Genomic DNA, 18575 nt, shown 5'->3' on the forward strand with positions numbered 1-18575 from the left:
TTCAGAGAGACAGGATGTGAATAGACATAGGCATGAAGGAGGCAGACGATGTCGGGACCCCGCCCCGTACGAGCCCCGCGCGGCACGGAACTCAGCGCCCTGGGATGGCAGCAGGAGGCCGCCCTGCGCATGCTGCAGAACAACCTCGACCCCGAGGTCGCCGAGCACCCCGACAAACTCGTCGTCTACGGCGGCACCGGCAAGGCCGCCCGCGACTGGCGCTCCTTCGACGCGATGGTCCGCACCCTGAGGACCCTCAAGCAGGACGAGACCATGCTGGTCCAGTCCGGCCGACCGGTCGGCGTGATGCAGACCCACGAGTGGGCCCCGCGCGTCCTCATCGCCAACTCCAACCTGGTCGGCGACTGGGCCAACTGGGAGGAGTTCCGCCGTCTGGAGGCCCTCGGCCTGACCATGTACGGCCAGATGACCGCCGGCTCCTGGATCTACATCGGCACCCAGGGCATCCTTCAGGGCACCTACGAGACATTCGCCGCCGTCGCCGCGAAGAAGTTCGGCGGCACCCTCGCCGGCACGATCACCCTCACCGCCGGTCTCGGCGGCATGGGCGGCGCCCAGCCCCTCGCGGTCACCATGAACGACGGCGTCGCTCTCTGCATCGACTGCGACCCGCGCGCCATCGAGCGCCGCATCGAGCACCGGTACCTGGACGTCAGGGCCGACTCCCTCGACCACGCGCTCCAGCTGGCCGTCGAGGCCCGCGACCAGCGCAAGCCGCTGTCCATCGGGGTCCTCGGCAACGCGGCCGAGCTGGTCCCGCAGCTGCTCGCGATGAACGCCCCCATCGACATCGTCACCGACCAGACCTCCGCCCACGACCCGCTGTCCTACCTGCCCGTCGGCATCGCCTTCGAGGACATGGCCGACGCCGCCGCCAAGGACCCCGCCGGCTTCACCACGCGCGCCCGGGAGTCCATGGCCAAGCACGTGGAGGCCATGGTCGGCTTCATGGACGCCGGTGCCGAGGTCTTCGACTACGGCAACTCCATCCGGGGCGAGGCCCGGCTCGCGGGCTACGACCGGGCGTTCGCCTTCCCGGGCTTCGTCCCGGCCTACATCCGCCCCCTCTTCTGCGAGGGCAAGGGCCCCTTCCGCTGGGCGGCCCTGTCCGGCGACCCGGCCGACATCGCGAAGACCGACAAGGCGCTCCTGGAGCTGTTCCCCGAGAACGAGTCCCTGGCCCGCTGGATCAAGATGGCCGGCGAGCGCGTCCACTTCCAGGGCCTGCCCGCCCGTATCTGCTGGCTCGGCTACGGCGAGCGCGACAAGGCCGGCGAGCGTTTCAACGACATGGTGGCGAGCGGCGAGCTGGCCGCCCCGCTGGCCATCGGCCGTGACCACCTCGACTGCGGCTCCGTCGCCTCCCCGTACCGCGAGACCGAGGCCATGCTCGACGGGTCCGACGCGATCGCCGACTGGCCGCTGCTGAACGCCATGGTCAACGTCGCCTCCGGGGCCTCCTGGGTCTCCATCCACCACGGTGGCGGCGTCGGCATGGGCCGCTCCATCCACGCCGGCCAGGTGACGGTGGCCGACGGCACGAAGCTGGGCGGGGAGAAGATCCGCCGGGTGCTGACCAACGACCCCGGCATGGGCGTCATCCGGCACGTGGACGCGGGATACGACATCGCGGAGTCCGTCGCGCAGGAGCGCGCGGTCCGGGTGCCGATGCGCGAGGGTGACCAGGCGTGACCTTCCACAGCATGTGGGCGGAGCTGCTGCCGATCGGCCGCAGTTCCGCCTCCGGCGGCTACCGCCGGTTCGCCTGGACCGGGGCCGACGCCGAGTGCCGGGCCTGGTTCAGGGAACAGGCCGAGGCGCGCGGGCTCACCTACGAGGTCGACCGCAACGGCAACCAGTGGGCCTGGCTCGGGGACCCGGCCGCCGGGGACGCCGTCGTCACCGGGTCACACCTGGACTCCGTGCCGGACGGCGGTGCCTTCGACGGGCCCCTCGGGGTCGTGTCCTCCTTCGCCGCGCTGGACGAACTGCGTCACCGGGGAGCGCAGTTCGACAAGCCGCTCGCCATCGTCAACTTCGGGGACGAGGAGGGCGCCCGGTTCGGGCTCGCCTGCGTCGGCTCCCGGCTCACCGCCGGGCAGCTGACCGTCGAGCAGGCCCACCGGCTCACCGACGGGGACGGGGTCAGCCTGCCGCGCGCCATGGAGGCCGCCGGGTACGACCCCGGGGCCATCGGGCCCGATCCCGAGCGGCTGGCCCGGATCGGCGCCTTCGTCGAGCTGCACGTCGAACAGGGCCGCGCGCTGGACCTGTCCGGCGACCACGTGGGCATCGCCAGCGCCATCTGGCCGCACGGCCGCTGGCGGTTCGACTTCGGCGGGGAGGCCAACCACGCCGGTACGACCCGGCTGGTCGACCGCCGTGACCCGATGCTGTCCTACGCCGAGACCGTGCTCGCCGCCCGACGCGAGGCCGAACTCGCCGGCGCCGTCGCCACCTTCGGCAAGATCTCCGTCGAGCCGAACGGCGTCAATGCGATCCCCTCCCTGGTGCGCGGCTGGCTCGACTCGCGCGCCGCCGACCAGGAGACGCTGGACACCGTCGTCGGCGGCATCGAGAAGGCGGCCCGGGAGTACGCGGACGCCCACGGTGTCGACCTCGACGTCGTCCGGGAGTCCTTCACCCCGGTCGTCGAGTTCGACCACGCCCTGCGCGACGAACTCGGCCGCATCCTGGGCAAGGACACCGGCCTGAAGGTGCCGGTCCTCGGAACCGGTGCCGGACACGACGCCGGGATCCTGTCCGGGAGCATCCCGACCGCCATGCTGTTCGTACGCAACCCCACCGGTGTCTCGCACTCCCCGGCCGAGTCCGCGGCCGAGGACGACTGCGTGGCCGGGGTACGCGCACTCGCCGACGTACTGGAAGGGCTGGCCCGCAGGTGACGACACGGACGTACTGGCTGGAGCACGCCTGGCTCGACACCTACGTCGAGCCGGGTGTCGCGGTGGAGGTCGCGGACGGCCGGATCAGTGCCGTCCGCACCGGGACGCCCGTCCCGCCGCCCGGCGCCGAGGTGCTGCGCGGGCTCACCCTGCCGGGCCTGGCCAACGCCCACTCGCACGCCTTCCACCGGGCGCTGCGCGGCACCGTCCAGGTCGGTTCCGGGACCTTCTGGACGTGGCGCGAGGTGATGTACTCCGTCGCCGACCACCTGACCCCGCAGACCTACCACGCCCTCGCCCGCGCGGTGTACGCCGAGATGGCGCTCGCCGGCATCACCTGTGTCGGCGAGTTCCACTACGTGCACCACGCCCCCGGCGGCACCCCCTACGCCGACCCCAACGCCATGGGCGAGGCACTGATCGCCGCCGCCGCCGAGGCCGGTATCCGGATCACCCTCCTCGACACCTGCTACCTCTCCTCGGGCTTCGGGGAACCGCCCAACACCCATCAGAGGCGGTTCTCCGACGGCAGCGCGGAGGCGTGGGCCGAACGCTGTGCAGTTCTCAAGGAACGGGACCACGCGCGGATCGGGGCGGCGATCCACTCCGTACGGGCCGTACCGGCCGAACAGTTGGGGACCGTGGCCCGCTGGGCCGAGGAGCGGCGGGCCCCGCTCCACGTGCACCTGTCGGAGCAGACCGCGGAGAACGACGCGTGCCTCGCCACGCACGGCCGCACGCCCACCCGGCTGCTCGCCGACCACGGTGTCCTCGGGCCGCGCACCACCGGCGTGCACAACACCCACCTCACCGACGAGGACATCGCCCTGCTCGGCGGCGCCGGCACCGGCACCTGCATGTGCCCCACCACCGAGCGGGACCTGGCCGACGGCATCGGCCCGGCCGTCGCCCTCCAGCGGGCCGGCTCCCCCCTCTCCCTCGGTTCCGACAGCCACGCCGTCATCGACCTGCTCGAAGAGGCCCGCGCGATGGAGCTGAACGAGCGGCTGCGCACCCGCACGCGGGGCCACTGGACGGCCGCGGCGCTGCTGCGGGCCGCCACCGCCGACGGCCACGCCGCCCTCGGCTGGGCCGACGCCGGCACCATCGCGCCCGGCGCGCTCGCCGATCTGACGACGATCGCCCTGGACTCGGTCAGGACGGCCGGGCCACTGCCCAGACTGGGCGCCGAGACAGCCGTATTCGCGGCGAGCGCGGCGGACGTACGGCACACGGTCGTGGGCGGCCGGCACGTCGTACGCGACGGCGCGCACACGCTCGTGCCGGATGTGCCGCAGGCCCTGGCCGCCGCCGTCGAAGCCCTGCGGGGCTGAGGAACGCCGACCTCCAGGAGGACGACACCATGAGCAGCAGCACCGTCATCACCAACATCGCCACGCTGGTCACCAACGACCCCTCCCTCGGATGCGGGTCCCCCCGTTCGAGCACATTCGAGAAGGGGGGAGGATCCCCCCTCGGTCTGGTCCAGGACGCGGCCGTCGTCATCGAGGGCGACCGCGTCGTGTGGACCGGTGAGTCAAGCAAAGCACCCGCCACTGACAACCGGGTCGACGCGGGCGGCCGGGCGGTGCTGCCGGGCTTCGTCGACTCCCACTCCCACCTGGTCTTCGCGGGCGACCGGACGCAGGAGTTCAACGCCCGCATGTCCGGCCGTTCCTACACCGCGGGCGGCATCCGCACCACGGTCGCGGCCACCCGGGCGGCGAGCGACGCGGAACTGGAGGCGAACCTCACCCGTTTTCTCGACGAGGCACTCCGCCAGGGCACGACGACGTTCGAGACCAAGTCGGGCTACGGCCTCACCGTCGAGGACGAGGCGCGCGCCCTGCGCCTCGCGGCGAAGCACACCGACGAGGTGACGTACCTCGGCGCGCACATCGTCCCCCCCGACCACGCCGACGACCCGGCGGCCTATGTCTCCCTGGTCACCGGCGAGATGCTGGACGCCTGCGCGCCGCACGCCCGCTGGATCGACGTGTTCTGCGAGAAGGGCGCCTTCGACGGCGACCAGGCACGCGCGATCCTCACGGCCGGCCAGGCGAAGGGCCTGCACCCGCGCATCCACGCCAACCAGCTCTCCTACGGCCCCGGCGTCCAGCTGGCCGTCGAGCTGGACGCGGCGAGCGCCGACCACTGCACCCACCTCACGGACGCGGACGTCGACGCCCTCGCCCACGGTCGTACGGTCGCCACCCTGCTGCCCGGCGCCGAGTTCTCCACCCGCGCCGCGTGGCCGGACGCCCGCCGTCTCCTGGACGCGGGCGTGACGGTCGCCCTCTCCACCGACTGCAACCCGGGCTCGTCCTTCACCTCGTCGATGCCCTTCTGCATCGCCCTGGCCGTCCGCGACATGGGGATGACCCCCGACGAGGCGGTCTGGTCGGCCACGGCGGGCGGTGCCGCCGCCCTCCGCCGCACCGACATCGGCCGTCTCACCCCGGGCGCCTACGCCGACCTGACCCTCCTGGACGCCCCGAGCCATGTCCACCTGGCCTACCGGCCGGGGGTGCCGCTGGTCAGCGAGGTGTGGCGCAGGGGCGTACGCGTCGTCTGACCGGCGGTCAGAAGGCCGCGCACCGGCCGCGCCCGCGAGGCCCCGGGGTCCGCAGCCGGACTGCTGCCGCGGGCCGGTCAGACGGGCCCGGGTCACGCAGCCGGACCTGCTGCCCGCGGGCCGGTCAGACGGGCTCCACGGCGGGACCCTCGGCCTGCACAGCGGCGCTCTCGGCCGCCGCCGCGGTGCCGTCGGAACCGCTCCCCGCCGCCGTGCCGTCGGAAACGCTCCCCGCCGCGGTGCCGTCCGGAACGCTCCCCGCCGCCGCGCCTTCGGGAACGCTCCCCGCCGCCGTGCCGTCGGGAACGCTCAGCACGGCGGCTGTCCCGCTGTCCGTCACCGCATCGTCGGCGTCCCGCTCCCGGTCCGCCGTCGCACGCCCCCACGCCGTACCGGCGAGCACCAGTACCGCGCCGAGCAGGCCGAGGACGCCCGGTCGGTCGCCGCCCACGGCGATGCCGACGGCCGCGGCCCACACCGGCTCCGTGCCGAGCAGCAGGCTGACACGGGAGGGTGAGGTACGGCGCACCGCCCACGGGGTTCACCGCCCCGACGGGGGGCGTCGGTTCGCCGACGACGGCCCCCTGGACGGCCGGGCCGGAAAGTCGCATCGACCGGAGGGCCGGGCCGGAAAGCCGCATCGACCGGAGGGCCGGACGGCCGCCGACGGTTCGCCGACGACGGCTCCCCCCTCGGACAACCGGGGCGGAAAGCCGCATGACGATCGCGGTGCCGGGTACTCCGCACTCGGTGAGCTGGGCCACGGACACGGCGAAGCGGCCCGGCGTCATCGCCGGGCCGCTTCCCGCAGGCCGTAATCGCTGATCCGTAGGCGCGAACCCCTGCGCACGGGCCGTTCGCACGGTCCGGACGGAGGTCACTCCTCCAGCGTCAGCCCCTTGCGCAGCCGTACCAGCGTGCGCGACAGCAGCCGGGACACGTGCATCTGGGAGATGCCCAGTTCCTCGCCGATCTCCGACTGGGTCATGTTCGCCACGAAGCGCAGGGAGAGGATCTTCCGGTCCCGGGACGAGAGTTCGGCGATCAAGGGCTTGAGCGACTCGATGTATTCGATGCCTTCGAGCCCGTGGTCCTCGTATCCGATGCGGTCCGCGAGCGCGCCCTCGGAGTCGTCCTCCTCGGGCTGGGCGTCCAGCGAGGAGGCGGTGTACGCGTTCGAGGCGGCCATGCCCTCGACGACCTCGTCGTTGGAGATGCCGAGGCGCTCGGCGAGTTCCGTGACCGTGGGGGCGCGGTCCAGCTGCTGCGCCAGCTCGTCGCCCGCCTTGGCGAGGTCGAGCCGCAGCTCCTGCAGCCGGCGCGGGACCCGCACGGACCACGAGGTGTCACGGAAGAACCGCTTGATCTCGCCGATGATGGTCGGCATCGCGAATGTGGGGAACTCCACACCACGGGCGAGTTCGAAGCGGTCGATCGCCTTGATCAGGCCGATGGTGCCGACCTGGATGATGTCCTCCATCGGCTCGCTGCGGGAGCGGAAGCGGGAGGCGGCGAACTTGACGAGCGCGAGGTTGAGCTCCACGAGGGTGTTGCGGACGTACGAGTACTCGTACGTCCCTTCCTCGAGCGACTCCAGGCGCTCGAAGAGAGTCTTGGACAGGGCCCGCGCGTCGACCGGGCCGATCTCGGCGTACGGGGGGATCTCCGGGAGTCCCTCGAAGAGGTCGAGGGCGGCGATGGGATGATCCAGTTGTTCCGGTGGGGGTGTCGACGTCGCGATCGGGGTATGCGATGCGTCGAGCCGGGGTGACATGGGTGTCCTCCATCGTTCTCGGCATATGGCTGCCGAAGCCAGTACGTGCACTGCGGTGTGCGGCGCCTCCGAAGCCGGCTGTAGGAATGTGTGTCCTTAATAGCCCTACCCGCTGCACCGAGCGGGTCGCAAGTGCGTTCTGTGGCGATATGTCCGATTGTGTGCGGATGTTCGGGTGTCGGAGTGCGCATGGAAGGCGTAATGTTCGAGGGCATCAGCAGCCACGACGCTCGGGAGAGAGACGGCATGGACCACGGGACGGTCGGCAGCGCACAGTCGGGCCGGCTTCTGGTGGAGGTTCGGGAAGAGGGCTCCAGCGCCGTCGTGACGCCGGCGGGTGAGCTCGATCACCACACCGCCGATCTTTTGCGTGAGCCCCTCGACGACCTCTTGGACAAGGGCTTCTCACGGCTCGTTGTGGACTGCTCACGCCTGGAGTTCTGTGACTCCACGGGGCTGAACGTCCTGCTCGGCGCCCGGCTGAAGGCGGACGCCGCCGGGGGCGGGGTCCACCTGGCCGGAATGCTGCCGGTGGTCGCCCGCGTGTTCGAGATCACAGGGGCCGAGGCGGTCTTCACCGTCCACGACTCCGTGGAGGCGGCCCTGGCCGACGGTGCCGACTGAACCCGCCGCCCCTCCTCGTCCGGTCCGGTCCGCGCACCGGCCCCCACCGGCGTTGCGTGTGTCACGCCGAACCCGGGGGTGTTCCGCCGGATCGGTCGGGCAGGAGAGGGCAGAAGAAGGCAGGAGGCGTCCTGCCGGCCACCGGCCGCCGGATCCCGCGGGAACCGGCGAACGGCCCGGACGGGGCGCGCGGACGAACGACCTGGACGGAACGCGCGTCCGGCGGGCGGACGGGTACGGGATCCCGTCCGGCCGGCGGGCGGACGGCGCCCGACCGACGGCCGGACGCCGTGACGGCCGGCCGGTGCCGACGGTGCCGGACCCTTGACCGGACTGCTGCCGGACTGCTGACCGGACTTTTGAATCATGAACTGGTGAATCGGTGAGGTGAAGCGCTGATGAGCACCACCCGGCCTTACTCGCCGGGCGACCGCGGCCCGGAGCCCAGCGGCGCTTCCGGGGCGTCCGAGGGGGCTGCGCCGGCTGTCGGCGCGGCCACGGGGGCAGCCGCGCCGTCCGTGCCGTCCGGGTCGACCGACGGCACACCGCAGGCCCGCGGCCGGCAGATGCGCAGACTCCGCCTGGAGGGCGAGAGCGGTGTCGTCCCGCTCGCCCGTGATTTCACCAGGCAGGCGCTGTACGCGTGGGGCTGGCTGCCCGCCGCCACCGCCGACCAGCGGGCCGCCGCCGAGGACGTGTTGCTGGTCGTCTCCGAGTTGGTCACCAACGCCTGCCTGCACGCCGAGGGGCCCGACGAGTTGTTGCTCTCCTGCGACAACAAGGTGATCCGGATCGAGGTCTCCGACCGCGGCGCCGGCCAGCCGGCCCCGCGCACCCCGCACCGCGCCGGACGCCCCGGCGGCCACGGCATGTTCATCGTGCAGCGGCTGTGCCTCGACTGGGGCGTGGTCCGCGTCCCCGAGGCGCCGGGCAAGACGGTGTGGGCGGAGCTGGGCGCGCCCGCCTGACCGTCCCGGTGGGCGCCCGGGCCCCCGTCTGCACTCCCACACCGCGTCGCACACGCCGGATCGCCACAACTCCGGCGTGTGACGCGTCTTCCTTCCTCACGACCCCGGGCGTACCTTGACGGCCGAATCTGATACGTCGTCAGGAATGGACGGGGTGGACCGACCGTGTCGTACCCGAAACGAAGCGCCGTGCTCGCGTCCGCCGCGGCCCTGGCCGGCACGGCGGTGCTGCTGGCCGCACCGGCGGCCCACGCCGACGTCGTCGACGTCAACTACCGCTGTCAGACGCCGATCGGCGTCAAGAGCGCCGTCTCGCCCATCGACATCAAGGGCGTCAGGAGCGGCAGCGGCTACCGGATCACCATGTCCTGGCAGAAGGGGGTCTCCTCCAGCCCGGTCGAGCTGGGCAAGGGCGCGATGAGTCCGAGCGCGACCATCAAGCTGGGCGGCGCCGACAGCGGCACGCTGGCGGTCAGCGGTCCCGCCAACGCCGCCGCCATCCCCGCCGACACCCCCATCAAGATCAGCGATTTGAGCGGCACCTACACGCCGGAGAAGAGCGGCAAGGTCACCTTCACGGCGGGCACGCTCACCATCAAGGCGCTCGGTACGACCACGACCTGCACACCGACCAACACCCCCAAGGCGTCCCTCACCCTGGACGTGACGGCGACCGGGGGCTCCACCGGCGGCACTTCCGGCACCACGGGCGGCGGCTCCGCCGGTTCGTCCACCGGGGGTTCCGCCGGTTCGTCCACCGCCGGGCAGCTTCCGCAGACCGGCCCCGACGACTCCGCGGTCGCCCTCGGCACGCTGGGCGGCACGGTCCTCCTGGCCGGCGCGGCGGGCGCCCTGTGGCTGACCCGGCGCAACCAGACCGCCCGCCCCTGACCGCTCCGAGCGGACCGCCCGCCCCTGACCGCTCCGAACCGGACCACCTGCCGCCGATCGGTCCCGGCCGGACCGCACCCAGCCCCCCGGCGCCCCCGCTGAACCGCCCGGCCACCACCGCTGGAGCCGCCCATGCCGCCCGCCGCAAGCGTCCTCGGCCCGCCCCCGCGTACCGCGCGCACCCTGCCGCCCACTCCGCGCCCCCTGCCCACCGCCGGCACCCTGCGTCCCCCGCACACCTTGCGCATCGCCGGCGCTCTGCGCACCATGCGCACTCGGCGCCCCCTGCCCCCCGCGAGCACCCCCCGCCCCCGGAACACCTTGGGCATCCCCTGCACTCCGCGCACCCCCCGCTCGCCCTTCGCGTTCGTCGTCCTGCTCCTGGCTCCGCTGATCCTGTGGACCGCCGCCCCGCGTGCCGTCGCGCAGCCCGTCGGGTGGTCGCTCGCGCCGCTGGGGGGTGGGCGGCCCGCGTTCTACGCCGAGGGCACCCCCGGGACGGTCCTGCGGGACACGGTGGCCGTGACCAACACCGGGCGGTCACCGGTCACGGTCCGGCTGCGCGGCTCCGGTGTCCCGGCGGTGTTCGCCCGCACTGGCCTGCGGGTCCCGGCCCGGACCCGCGCCGAGGTGCCTTTCACGGTGACCGTGCCCGGGGACGCCGGGCCCGGTGACCGCGCCGGCGCGATCGTCGCGCGGGATGCGCACGGCCGTACCGCGACCGTGCCGGTCCGGCTGCGCGTCGGCGGCCCCGCGCTTGCCGCGCTGACCGTCGAGCACCTCGCCGTACACGCCGGCCGGATCACGTACGACCTGGTCAACCGCGGTACGACCGTCCTCGTGCCGAGACTCGCGGTGCGCGCCGACGGTGTCTTCGGCGGGGTCCTGGACCGCGCCCCGCGCCCCCTGCCCGTCCGGTTGCCGCCCGGCGCCCGGCGCACGCTCAGCGAGCCGTGGCCCGACCGGCCGGTGCTGGACGAGGTGCGGGTCCGGCTGACGGTGACGGCGGCGGGCGGGGCGCGCGACACGGCGGACACGTCGGCCGCGTTCGTGCCGTGGGGCGCGGTGACCGGCGGCTCGGCGGCGGTGGCCGCCGGTACGGCCGTACTCCTGCGGTGGCGGCGCGGGCACCGTGCGCGGTCCCTACCCCGGCCGGCCGGGGCCGAACCGAGGGGAGCGGTGGCGTGAGGCGGATCGTGCTGCCGGCGGTCGCCGCGCTGCTGCTGGCCCTCGCCGGACCGGCCGGCCCGGTCCGGGCGGCGGACGGACCGGCCGTGCACCTGTCGGCGTCCCAGGCCGGCACCGGCGGCTCGGTCACCGTCAGCGGCACCGGCTGGCGGCCCCGCGCGCTGCTGATGATGCTGGTGTGCGGGCGGGCCACCCCGGCCCGGGGCGTCATCGGCGGGACCAACTCCTGCGCCAACGGCGACGGCAGGGCCGTGACCAGCGGCGCCGACGGCCGCTTCAGCCGGAGGCTGCCGGTCGCCGAACCGCCCGTGCCCTGCCCCTGTGTGGTCCACGTGGCCACCGTCACCGGCGCCAGGGCCGAGGCGGACACCGTCCTGGCGGTCGCCGGGCACCCTGTGGCCCCGCTGCCCGCCGAGCGCTCCGCGGGCCGGCTGGCGGTCCTCTCCGACACCCGGCTCACCGGGTCCGGCGGCCTGCTGACCTGGTTCGGGGCGCCGCCGAGCCGCACCCTGGTTTTCACCGTCGGCAACACCGGCACCAGCCCGATCGAGAACCCGGTGTTCCGGGTCGGCACCGCGCACGGCGTCTTCGCCCCCGAGTGGGACGAGCGGCAGTGGCACGGCACCCTGGCGCCCGGGAAGAAGGCGCAGATCGAACTGCCGGTCGAGCTGTCGGCCGGGGCGCACGGCGACTACACCGTGACGCTGCGGTACGCCGGCCGGGTGCTCTCCGAACAGCCGTGGGGGGTGGGCCGGCCGTGGGGTGTGACGCTGTTCTGGATCCTGCTCTGCCTGGTCGTCCCGGCCGCGCTGTTCCGCGTCGGCATGGCCGTGGTGGACCGCGTCCGGCCGCGCCGCCCGGGCGGCGCGAGCCACCGGCGGCGCCTGCCCCGGCCCACAGCGCGCCTGCCCCGGCCCACCGCGCTGCTGTCCCGGCCTACCGCGCGCCTGCTCCGGCCCACCGCGCTGCTGTCCCGGCCCACCGCGCGCCTGCGCCCGCCCACCGCGCGCCTGCGCCCGCCCCTGCCGCGTTCCCGTACCGACGGGTCCCCGGCGCCCGCGGCCGATCCGGCCGCCACGACTCCGACCCTGCCGTGGTTCACCCCGGACTCCACTCCGGGCGGCCCGGCCGGCCGGACCTCCGCACCGCACGACGACAGCCCGACGAGTCCTACGACTCCCACCACGAAGGGACCCACGTGAGCATGCGAAGGAGAGGCACAACGGCCGGGGGCACGGGCGCCCTGCTGGTGCTCTGTGCGGCGGGCGTCCTGCTGGGCCCGGCGGTGGCCCCCGCGCAGGCGGCCGAGGTGTCGTACGCCACCCACTGCGTGCCGCCCGCGGGCATCGACCCCGTCGACGGCACCACGAAGGTCGAGATCACCGCGCCGGCCACGGCGAAGGTGGGCGACACGGTGGACATCGGGTGGAAGTTCGTCCAGGCCGCGTCCAAGAACCCGGACATCATCGACCTGCCCGCGAACTCCGTCCAGCCGTCCGGTGTGCTGAAGGCGGCCGGCGCGCAGACCGCCGGCGTCGCGATGCGGGGGCCCCGCGAGAATCCCGCGATCCCCAAGGGCGGCGCCATGGTGCTCTCGGACATGAAGGGCACCCTGAAGCTGACCGCGGCGGGCGAGGTGACGCTGACCCCGGACGCGTACACCGTCAACGCGATGTCGACCGACACCAAGTGCGCGCCCAAGGAGACCGTGCAGCAGGCGGCGACGATCCAGGTGACGGCGGGCGGCGGCGGCACGCCCACTACGACACCCACCCGGACCGCGACGCCCACCGGCTCGGCGACCCCGACGCACACCGCCACCGCCACCCCGACGGCGACCGGCGGCGGGCAGACCGACTTCACCGGCAAGGAGGTGCAGATCCCGTACGCCTGCAAGACCCCGATCGGCGACAAGAGTGCGACCTCGCCGGTGCAGATCAACGCCAGGAAGAACGGCGGGAGTTACGCCCTCACCGTGCAGTTCAAGAAGTCGGTGATGGACAGCCCCGCCGAGATCCCCGAGGACTCCGTGAAGCCGTCCATGGAGGTGGTGCTGGGCGGTGCCGACCAGGGCACGGTGCATGTGGAGGGACCGACGAACGCGAGCCCCATCAAGTCCGGCGACCCGATCGCGGTTCCCGACCTCACCGGCACCTACAAGCCCGGCGCGAGCGGCTCCTCGACGCTGTCCCCGGGCGTGCTGACGGTCAAGGCGCTCGGGACGACCACGACGTGCACGCCGACGAAGACGGCGGTCTCGCTCACCCTGGACACCACCGGGCAGCCCGGCGGCGCCGCGGGCGGCACCTCGACCTCCGGCGGCACCTCCTCGGGCGGCTCGTCGACGTCGGGAGGCGGCGGCGGTGACAGCGGCGACGGCGGTCTCGCCGAGACCGGCGCGAGCGATCACGGCGGTCTGAAGGCCCTGGGCCTGGTGGCCGGCACGGCGATCCTGCTGGGCGGCGCGGTGTTCACGTTCCTGCCGGGGCGGAGGACGCGTTGACCGGCCCGGGGGCGCGGTGCCGTACCGGCGGGCGGCCCCGCCGCCCGGGTCCGACCGGCCAGGGACGGCCGTAGGCCACCGACGCGCCATGGCCCCCACGGCGCCCGGGCGTTGCCTCACACACGAAGAGGGCCGCCGCACCCCCCTGGGTGCGGCGGCCCTCCGTCGGCCGAGTCGCAGCGACTAGTTGACGTTGCCCATCAGCTTCTTGACCTTGTTGCGGTACATCCACACCGCGATACCGGCGACCACGGCGAGCGCGGCCTCCAGGGCGACGAAGCCCATCTTGTCGAGGTTGACGCCGCCGATGGCCGGGTTGGACAGCAGGGCGGTGACGGAGTCACCCGCGGTCACCGCGAGGAACCAGACGCCCATCATCTGGGAGGCGTACTTCTTCGGCGCCATCTTCGTCGTCACGGACAGGCCCACCGGCGACAGCGTCAGCTCACCGACGGTCTGCACGAAGTAGATCGCGACCAGCCACATCGCCGCGGCCTTGTGACCGCCCTCGGCGATCGACAGCGGAGCGAGGAAGACGAAGAAGGACGCCCCGACCAGCACCAGGCCGGAGGAGAACTTCACGATCGTGCTCGGCTCCTTGCCGCGCCGGTTCAGCCACAGCCACAGCCAGGCGAAGACCGGCGCCAGGGCCATGATCATGACCGGGTTGACCGACTGGTACCAGGAGACCGGGAAGTCCCAGCCGAGGACCGAGTTCTTGGCGCTCTTCTCGGCGAACAGCGACAGGGTCGAACCACCCTGGTCGTAGATCATCCAGAAGACGGCGGCGGCGACGAAGAACCAGATGTACGCCGACACCTTCGAGCGCTCGGCGGTGTCCAGGTCCTTGTCCCGGTGGATGCGGGCGATGACCACGATCGGCACGATCAGGCCGATGAGGGTGAGCGGGATCAGCGCCCAGTTCAGCGTGAAGTGGCCGGTGCCGCCGACGACGCCGTAGAAGACCGCGGCGACGGCCAGCCAGATCAGGCCCTTGCGCAGCGTGGCGGACTTCTCCTCGGCCGACAGCGGTGTCGGGACCTCGCTGCTCTTGGGGTTCAGGTGGCGACCGCCCAGCAGGTACTGGACCAGGCCCAGGGCCATGCCGAGCGCGGCCAGCGCGAAGCCCAGGTGCCAGTTGACGTTCTCACCGACGGTGCCGATGACCAGCGGCGCGACGAAGGCACCGAGGTTGATGCCGATGTAGAAGAGCGTGAAGCCACCGTCCCGGCGCGGGTCCTCCGGGCCGTCGTAGAGGTGGCCGACCATCGTGGAGATGTTGGCCTTCAGCAGACCGGAACCTATGGCGACGAGAACCAGGCCGACGTAGAAGCTCGCGGCGGCGGGCACCGCGAGGCACAGGTGGCCGAGCATGATGATCAGGCCGGAGACGGCGACCGTCTTGCGGGGGCCGAGCACACGGTCGGCGAACCAGCCGCCCGGCAGGGCGAGCAGGTACACGAGCGACAAGTACACCGCGTAGATCGCGCTCGCCGTGCCCGCACTCAGGTGCAGGCCACCCGGGGCCACCAGATACAGCGGGAGCAGAGCCCTCATGCCGTAGTAGGAGAAACGCTCCCACATCTCGGTCATGAAGAGAGTGGCCAGTCCGCGGGGGTGGCCGAAGAAGGTCTTCTCGGAACCGGGGGTGCCCGGTCGGACCGAGTCCTTCGTCAGGCTGGACGCCATGGTCGTTCCTTGCTGGTCGGGACGCGCGGCTGGAGCGTTGCGCGCCCGGTGGGGGCGGCCGGCACCGGCAGGTCGGTCGTCCACCCCCACGCCCAGGGGGAGTCCGCTCCGGATCGCGGAGCGGCGGACGGCGACCACCGGGATCCACGCCCACGACGCGTCGTCGCGTCCGGAGCCCGGCCAGAGGTCATTCCTTTCGAGGCTGATCTTGATCAGCCCGCACACAAAAGAGACCCTCAGCGTCAACTGGCCGCCAAAGGTCCCCGATGTGTACTACAGGCGTTCAGGTCACCATACGGCAGGACACTGCCGGATATGGAAGGACTTGAGACACGGATCACAGGTGTCGCGGGAACCGTGCGACCGGGTTCGAAGGTCCCTTCTACGATCGCATCCCCAGGTCAATGGTTCGTACCAGCAAGGTGCGAAGGTAAGAATCCCCGGAACCGATCACACCCCGGCACCGCACGCGGGCGGTCTACCATCACCTCATGACCCGTGTACTGCTCGCCGAGGACGACGCGTCCATCTCGGAGCCGCTGGCCCGCGCCCTGCGCCGGGAAGGTTACGAGGTCGAGGTGCGCGAGGACGGACCCGCCGCGCTCGACGCCGGAATGCAGGGCGGCGTCGATCTGGTCGTGCTGGACCTCGGCCTGCCCGGCATGGACGGCCTGGAGGTCGCCCGCCGGCTGCGGGCCGACGGCCACACCGTGCCGATCCTCATCCTGACCGCACGGGCCGACGAGGTGGACACCGTCGTCGGCCTGGACGCGGGCGCCGACGACTACGTCACCAAGCCCTTCCGGCTGGCCGAACTGCTCGCCCGGGTACGGGCGCTGCTCCGGCGCGGCGCCGCGGAGCCGCAGCAGCCGCCGGCCACGCACGGGGTGCGGATCGACGTCGAGTCGCACCGCGCCTGGATGGGCGACGAGGAACTCCAGCTGACCGCCAAGGAGTTCGACCTGCTGCGGGTGCTGGTGCGGGACGCCGGCCGTGTGGTCACCCGGGACCAGCTGATGCGCGAGGTCTGGGACACCACGTGGTGGTCGTCGACCAAGACCCTCGACATGCACATCTCCTGGCTGCGCAAGAAGCTCGGCGACGACGCGGCGAACCCGAGGTACATCGCGACGGTGCGCGGCGTGGGCTTCCGTTTCGAGAAGAGCTGAGCCCGGGCCCAGCGATCACCACCGGCCACAGGTAGCGGAGCATGCGCCGACGTCTCATCCAGTCCACCCTCGCCGTCGTCCTCGTGGTGATCGCCGTCTTCGGGATCTCCCTGGTGATCGTCGAGACGCGGACGATCAGCAACAGCGCCCAGGAGCGGGTGGAGTCGGAGGCGGTCCGGCTGGCCAGCATCGTGGACAGCCGCATCCTCGCCACCGAGAACGTCAACGCCGACGTGCTGCGCAATCCGGTCAGCAAGGATCAGTACGCGGTCATCCGCATGCCCGGCAGGGCGCCCATCGAGATCGGCAGCAAGCCCGAGGGCGACACCATCCACTCCACGCAGCACGGCGAGGAGGGCGAGACGGTCACCGTGCAGGAGCCCCGCTCCGCCGTGACCCGCGAGGTCGGCCGGACCCTGCTGATCATCGGGCTGGTCGCGCTGCTCGCGGTGGTGGCGGCGGTGCTGCTCGCCGTGCGGCAGGCCAACCGGCTCGCCTCCCCGCTGACCGACCTCGCCGAGACCGCCGAGCGCCTCGGCTCCGGCGACCCGCGCCCGCGGCACAAGCGGTACGGCGTCCCGGAGCTGGACCGGGTCGCCGATGTGCTGGACTCCTCCGCCGAGCGGATCGGGCGCATGCTGACGGCCGAGCGGCGCCTCGCGGCCGATGCCTCCCACCAGCTCCGTACGCCGCTGACCGCGCTGTCCATGCGTCTGGAGGAGATCACCCTCACCGACGACCCGGACACGGTCAAGGAGGAGGCCACCATCGCGCTGACGCAGGTGGAGCGGCTGACCGACGTGGTGGAGCGGCTGCTGACGAACTCGCGCGACCCGCGCACCGGCTCGGCGGTCTCCTTCGAGCTGGACGAGGTCATCCAGCAGCAGCTCGCCGAGTGGCGGCCCGCCTACCGCAGTGCGGGCCGGGCCGTGGTCAGCTCCGGCAAGGGGCATCTGACGGCGGTGGGCACACCGGGCGCCGTCGCCCAGGTGCTGGCCGCGCTGATCGAGAACTCGCTCATGCACGGCGGCGGCACCGTCGCCCTGCGCACCCGCGTCACCGGGAACCAGGCCGTGATCGAGGTCACCGACGAGGGGCCGGGCGTGCCGGCCGACCTCGGCGCGCGGATCTTCGAGCGCACGATCAGCGGCCGGAACTCCACGGGCATCGGCCTGGCCGTCGCCCGGGACCTCGCGGAGGCCGACGGCGGCCGGCTGGAGCTGCTCCAGGCACAGCCGCCGGTGTTCGGCCTGTTCCTCTCCCGCACGCCCCCGGCACGGAAGACGGACGAGCAACGGCCGACGGTTCGCTGACGCTCGGCCGTCGCCGCCGGTCGGCAGGTGGGCGTCGAGGAGGACCGCCGCGTGTGCCGCCGAGCGTTTCGCCGGCAGTGTCGCGGTGTGCTGTGGCGTCGATCGTCCGCGGCGCCGTCGTGGCCGGTCGCGCAGTTCCCCGCGCCCCTTCGGGGGCGCTGTCGTGGCCCCGCGCTGCCGGTCTCGCCTCGGAGGTGCTGTCGTGGCCCCGCGCTGCCGGTCTCGCCTCGGAGGTGCTGTCGTGGCCCCGCGCTGCCGGTCTCGGCTCGGGGGCGCTGGCGTGGCCCCGCGCTGCCTCGCCTCGGGGTGCTGGTGGCGTGGCCCGGCGGGTTACGGGACGCGCTGGCTCGGTGCCGGGTGGTCCGATTCCTGCTTCAGAATCGATTCCGCGCTCGCCACGGTCTCCCGGGCCGGCAGCGTCCGGAACACCCAGCTGCGGTACGACCAGAACCGGAACAGGGTCGCGACGCCGATGCCGACGAACTTGAAGACGTTGCTCTGCAGCGGGCTGTCCCAGCCGAAGCCGTAGGTCGCCAGGTACAGCACGCCGTTCTCGATCACCAGGCCGACCGCGCTGAACAGCAGGAACAGGGTGAGTTCCTTGGTGCGTCCGCCCTTGTCGCGGTCCCGGTAGGTCCAGTACCGGAAGCCGACGTAGTTGAAGACGATGGCCACGACGGTCGCGATGATGCTGGCACGCACCACCGGCAGGTCGGATACGTGCCGGACCAGGTTGAAGGCGCCGAGATTGACCAGGACGCCGGCGCCGCCGACGGCGCCGAACTTGACCACCTCGCGTACGAGCCGTTGCAGCCCCGAGGAACGAGGTTCCATGGCTGTGCAACTCCCGTCGGTAGGTTTCGTCAACCCCGCCATGCTAGCCGGGCGGGCCCGCCGGTGCCTGTGGACCGGGGCCACGGCTCGGAAACGGGCCGGAAAGAGGCGGGAAAGTGC

Annotated in this window: 15 protein-coding genes and 1 pseudogene; 12 read left to right on the top strand and 4 right to left on the bottom strand. The window is 72.8% G+C overall.

What is annotated here, in order from left to right; genetic code table 11:
• The first annotated feature begins 48 nt into the window (after positions 1-48).
• Genes hutU through hutI form a run of 4 tightly spaced genes read left to right on the top strand, consistent with a single transcriptional unit; the run spans position 49 to position 5502 of the window.
• A complete protein-coding gene (gene hutU, locus ACIGYR_RS34325) occupies positions 49-1713 on the top strand; it encodes a urocanate hydratase (protein WP_399607284.1) in 1665 nt (554 codons plus the stop codon).
• Positions 1710-2927: an allantoate amidohydrolase gene (locus ACIGYR_RS34330; RefSeq protein ID WP_391847960.1), complete on the top strand. Its 1218-nt coding sequence runs from the start codon at positions 1710-1712 to the stop codon at positions 2925-2927. The genes hutU and ACIGYR_RS34330 overlap by 4 nt, the downstream gene beginning before the upstream one ends.
• Positions 2924-4261, top strand: coding sequence for a formimidoylglutamate deiminase (locus ACIGYR_RS34335; protein WP_399607281.1), 1338 nt, complete (start codon positions 2924-2926; stop codon positions 4259-4261). The genes ACIGYR_RS34330 and ACIGYR_RS34335 overlap by 4 nt, the downstream gene beginning before the upstream one ends.
• Positions 4262-4290: 29 nt before the next feature.
• Complete coding sequence (gene hutI / locus ACIGYR_RS34340) at positions 4291-5502, top strand: imidazolonepropionase (RefSeq protein WP_399607279.1); 1212 nt, start codon at positions 4291-4293, stop codon at positions 5500-5502.
• A gap of 364 nt (positions 5503-5866) precedes the next feature.
• Here the strand turns inward: hutI and ACIGYR_RS34345 are convergent.
• A pseudogene (locus ACIGYR_RS34345) lies at positions 5867-6037 on the bottom strand (EamA family transporter); the annotation flags it as partial.
• A gap of 342 nt (positions 6038-6379) precedes the next feature.
• Positions 6380-7276 (bottom strand): RNA polymerase sigma factor SigF, encoded by an 897-nt coding sequence (locus ACIGYR_RS34350; RefSeq protein ID WP_391847956.1) that lies wholly within the window; start codon positions 7274-7276, stop codon positions 6380-6382.
• Between the two features lie 246 nt (positions 7277-7522).
• Between ACIGYR_RS34350 and ACIGYR_RS34355 the strand changes: the two genes are divergently transcribed.
• From ACIGYR_RS34355 to ACIGYR_RS34380, 6 genes are all read left to right on the top strand, one after another.
• The gene (locus tag ACIGYR_RS34355; protein ID WP_161293920.1) at positions 7523-7900 is read left to right on the top strand and encodes an STAS domain-containing protein; all 378 of its coding nucleotides are present in this window, start codon (positions 7523-7525) and stop codon (positions 7898-7900) included.
• A gap of 398 nt (positions 7901-8298) precedes the next feature.
• Entirely contained in the window at positions 8299-8868 is a 570-nt protein-coding gene (locus ACIGYR_RS34360; protein WP_391847955.1) for an ATP-binding protein, read from the top strand.
• 165 nt (positions 8869-9033) lie between these two features.
• Positions 9034-9759, top strand: a complete 726-nt coding sequence (locus ACIGYR_RS34365) for an LPXTG cell wall anchor domain-containing protein (RefSeq protein WP_399607275.1) — start codon at positions 9034-9036, stop codon at positions 9757-9759.
• A gap of 132 nt (positions 9760-9891) precedes the next feature.
• Entirely contained in the window at positions 9892-10947 is a 1056-nt protein-coding gene (locus tag ACIGYR_RS34370; RefSeq protein WP_399607272.1) for a hypothetical protein, read from the top strand.
• A complete protein-coding gene (locus ACIGYR_RS34375) occupies positions 10944-12149 on the top strand; it encodes a hypothetical protein (RefSeq protein WP_399607269.1) in 1206 nt (401 codons plus the stop codon). Before ACIGYR_RS34370 ends, ACIGYR_RS34375 begins: the two co-directional genes overlap by 4 nt.
• A 2-nt stretch (positions 12150-12151) precedes the next feature.
• The gene (locus ACIGYR_RS34380; protein WP_399607267.1) at positions 12152-13450 is read left to right on the top strand and encodes a hypothetical protein; all 1299 of its coding nucleotides are present in this window, start codon (positions 12152-12154) and stop codon (positions 13448-13450) included.
• 183 nt (positions 13451-13633) lie between these two features.
• Here the strand turns inward: ACIGYR_RS34380 and ACIGYR_RS34385 are convergent, their stop codons facing one another.
• Positions 13634-15139, bottom strand: a complete 1506-nt coding sequence (locus ACIGYR_RS34385) for a peptide MFS transporter (RefSeq protein ID WP_399607264.1) — start codon at positions 15137-15139, stop codon at positions 13634-13636.
• Between the two features lie 491 nt (positions 15140-15630).
• On the opposite strand from ACIGYR_RS34385, the gene ACIGYR_RS34390 reads away from it, so the two are divergent.
• Together ACIGYR_RS34390 and ACIGYR_RS34395 are read left to right on the top strand one after the other, a co-directional pair.
• Positions 15631-16308, top strand: a complete 678-nt coding sequence (locus tag ACIGYR_RS34390; protein WP_030653180.1) for a response regulator transcription factor — start codon at positions 15631-15633, stop codon at positions 16306-16308.
• Between the two features lie 41 nt (positions 16309-16349).
• The gene (locus ACIGYR_RS34395) at positions 16350-17621 is read left to right on the top strand and encodes an ATP-binding protein (RefSeq protein ID WP_399607261.1); all 1272 of its coding nucleotides are present in this window, start codon (positions 16350-16352) and stop codon (positions 17619-17621) included.
• 330 nt (positions 17622-17951) lie between these two features.
• On the opposite strand, the gene ACIGYR_RS34400 is transcribed toward ACIGYR_RS34395, so the two are convergent.
• On the bottom strand, positions 17952-18455 hold the full coding sequence (locus ACIGYR_RS34400; RefSeq protein ID WP_391847948.1) for a GtrA family protein: 504 nt from the start codon (positions 18453-18455) through the stop codon (positions 17952-17954).
• Positions 18456-18575: the final 120 nt, after the last annotated feature.

Origin of the sequence: Streptomyces sp. NPDC053076 (assembly GCF_044546845.1) — a bacterium.
In the GTDB taxonomy this organism is placed as follows: domain Bacteria; phylum Actinomycetota; class Actinomycetes; order Streptomycetales; family Streptomycetaceae; genus Streptomyces.

What these genes read in the sequence shown, in the direction of transcription:
- ACIGYR_RS34350 (WP_391847956.1), bottom strand. Translation starts at nt 7,276, where the DNA reads ATGTCACCCCGGCTCGACGCATCGCATACCCCGATCGCGACGTCGACA.
- ACIGYR_RS34400 (WP_391847948.1), bottom strand. Translation starts at nt 18,455, where the DNA reads ATGGAACCTCGTTCCTCGGGGCTGCAACGGCTCGTACGCGAGGTGGTC.
- ACIGYR_RS34355 (WP_161293920.1), top strand. Translation starts at nt 7,523, where the DNA reads ATGGACCACGGGACGGTCGGCAGCGCACAGTCGGGCCGGCTTCTGGTG.
- ACIGYR_RS34380 (WP_399607267.1), top strand. Translation starts at nt 12,152, where the DNA reads ATGCGAAGGAGAGGCACAACGGCCGGGGGCACGGGCGCCCTGCTGGTG.
- hutU (WP_399607284.1), top strand. Translation starts at nt 49, where the DNA reads ATGTCGGGACCCCGCCCCGTACGAGCCCCGCGCGGCACGGAACTCAGC.
- ACIGYR_RS34385 (WP_399607264.1), bottom strand. Translation starts at nt 15,139, where the DNA reads ATGGCGTCCAGCCTGACGAAGGACTCGGTCCGACCGGGCACCCCCGGT.
- hutI (WP_399607279.1), top strand. Translation starts at nt 4,291, where the DNA reads ATGAGCAGCAGCACCGTCATCACCAACATCGCCACGCTGGTCACCAAC.
- ACIGYR_RS34390 (WP_030653180.1), top strand. Translation starts at nt 15,631, where the DNA reads ATGACCCGTGTACTGCTCGCCGAGGACGACGCGTCCATCTCGGAGCCG.
- ACIGYR_RS34370 (WP_399607272.1), top strand. Translation starts at nt 9,892, where the DNA reads ATGCCGCCCGCCGCAAGCGTCCTCGGCCCGCCCCCGCGTACCGCGCGC.
- ACIGYR_RS34360 (WP_391847955.1), top strand. Translation starts at nt 8,299, where the DNA reads ATGAGCACCACCCGGCCTTACTCGCCGGGCGACCGCGGCCCGGAGCCC.
- ACIGYR_RS34395 (WP_399607261.1), top strand. Translation starts at nt 16,350, where the DNA reads ATGCGCCGACGTCTCATCCAGTCCACCCTCGCCGTCGTCCTCGTGGTG.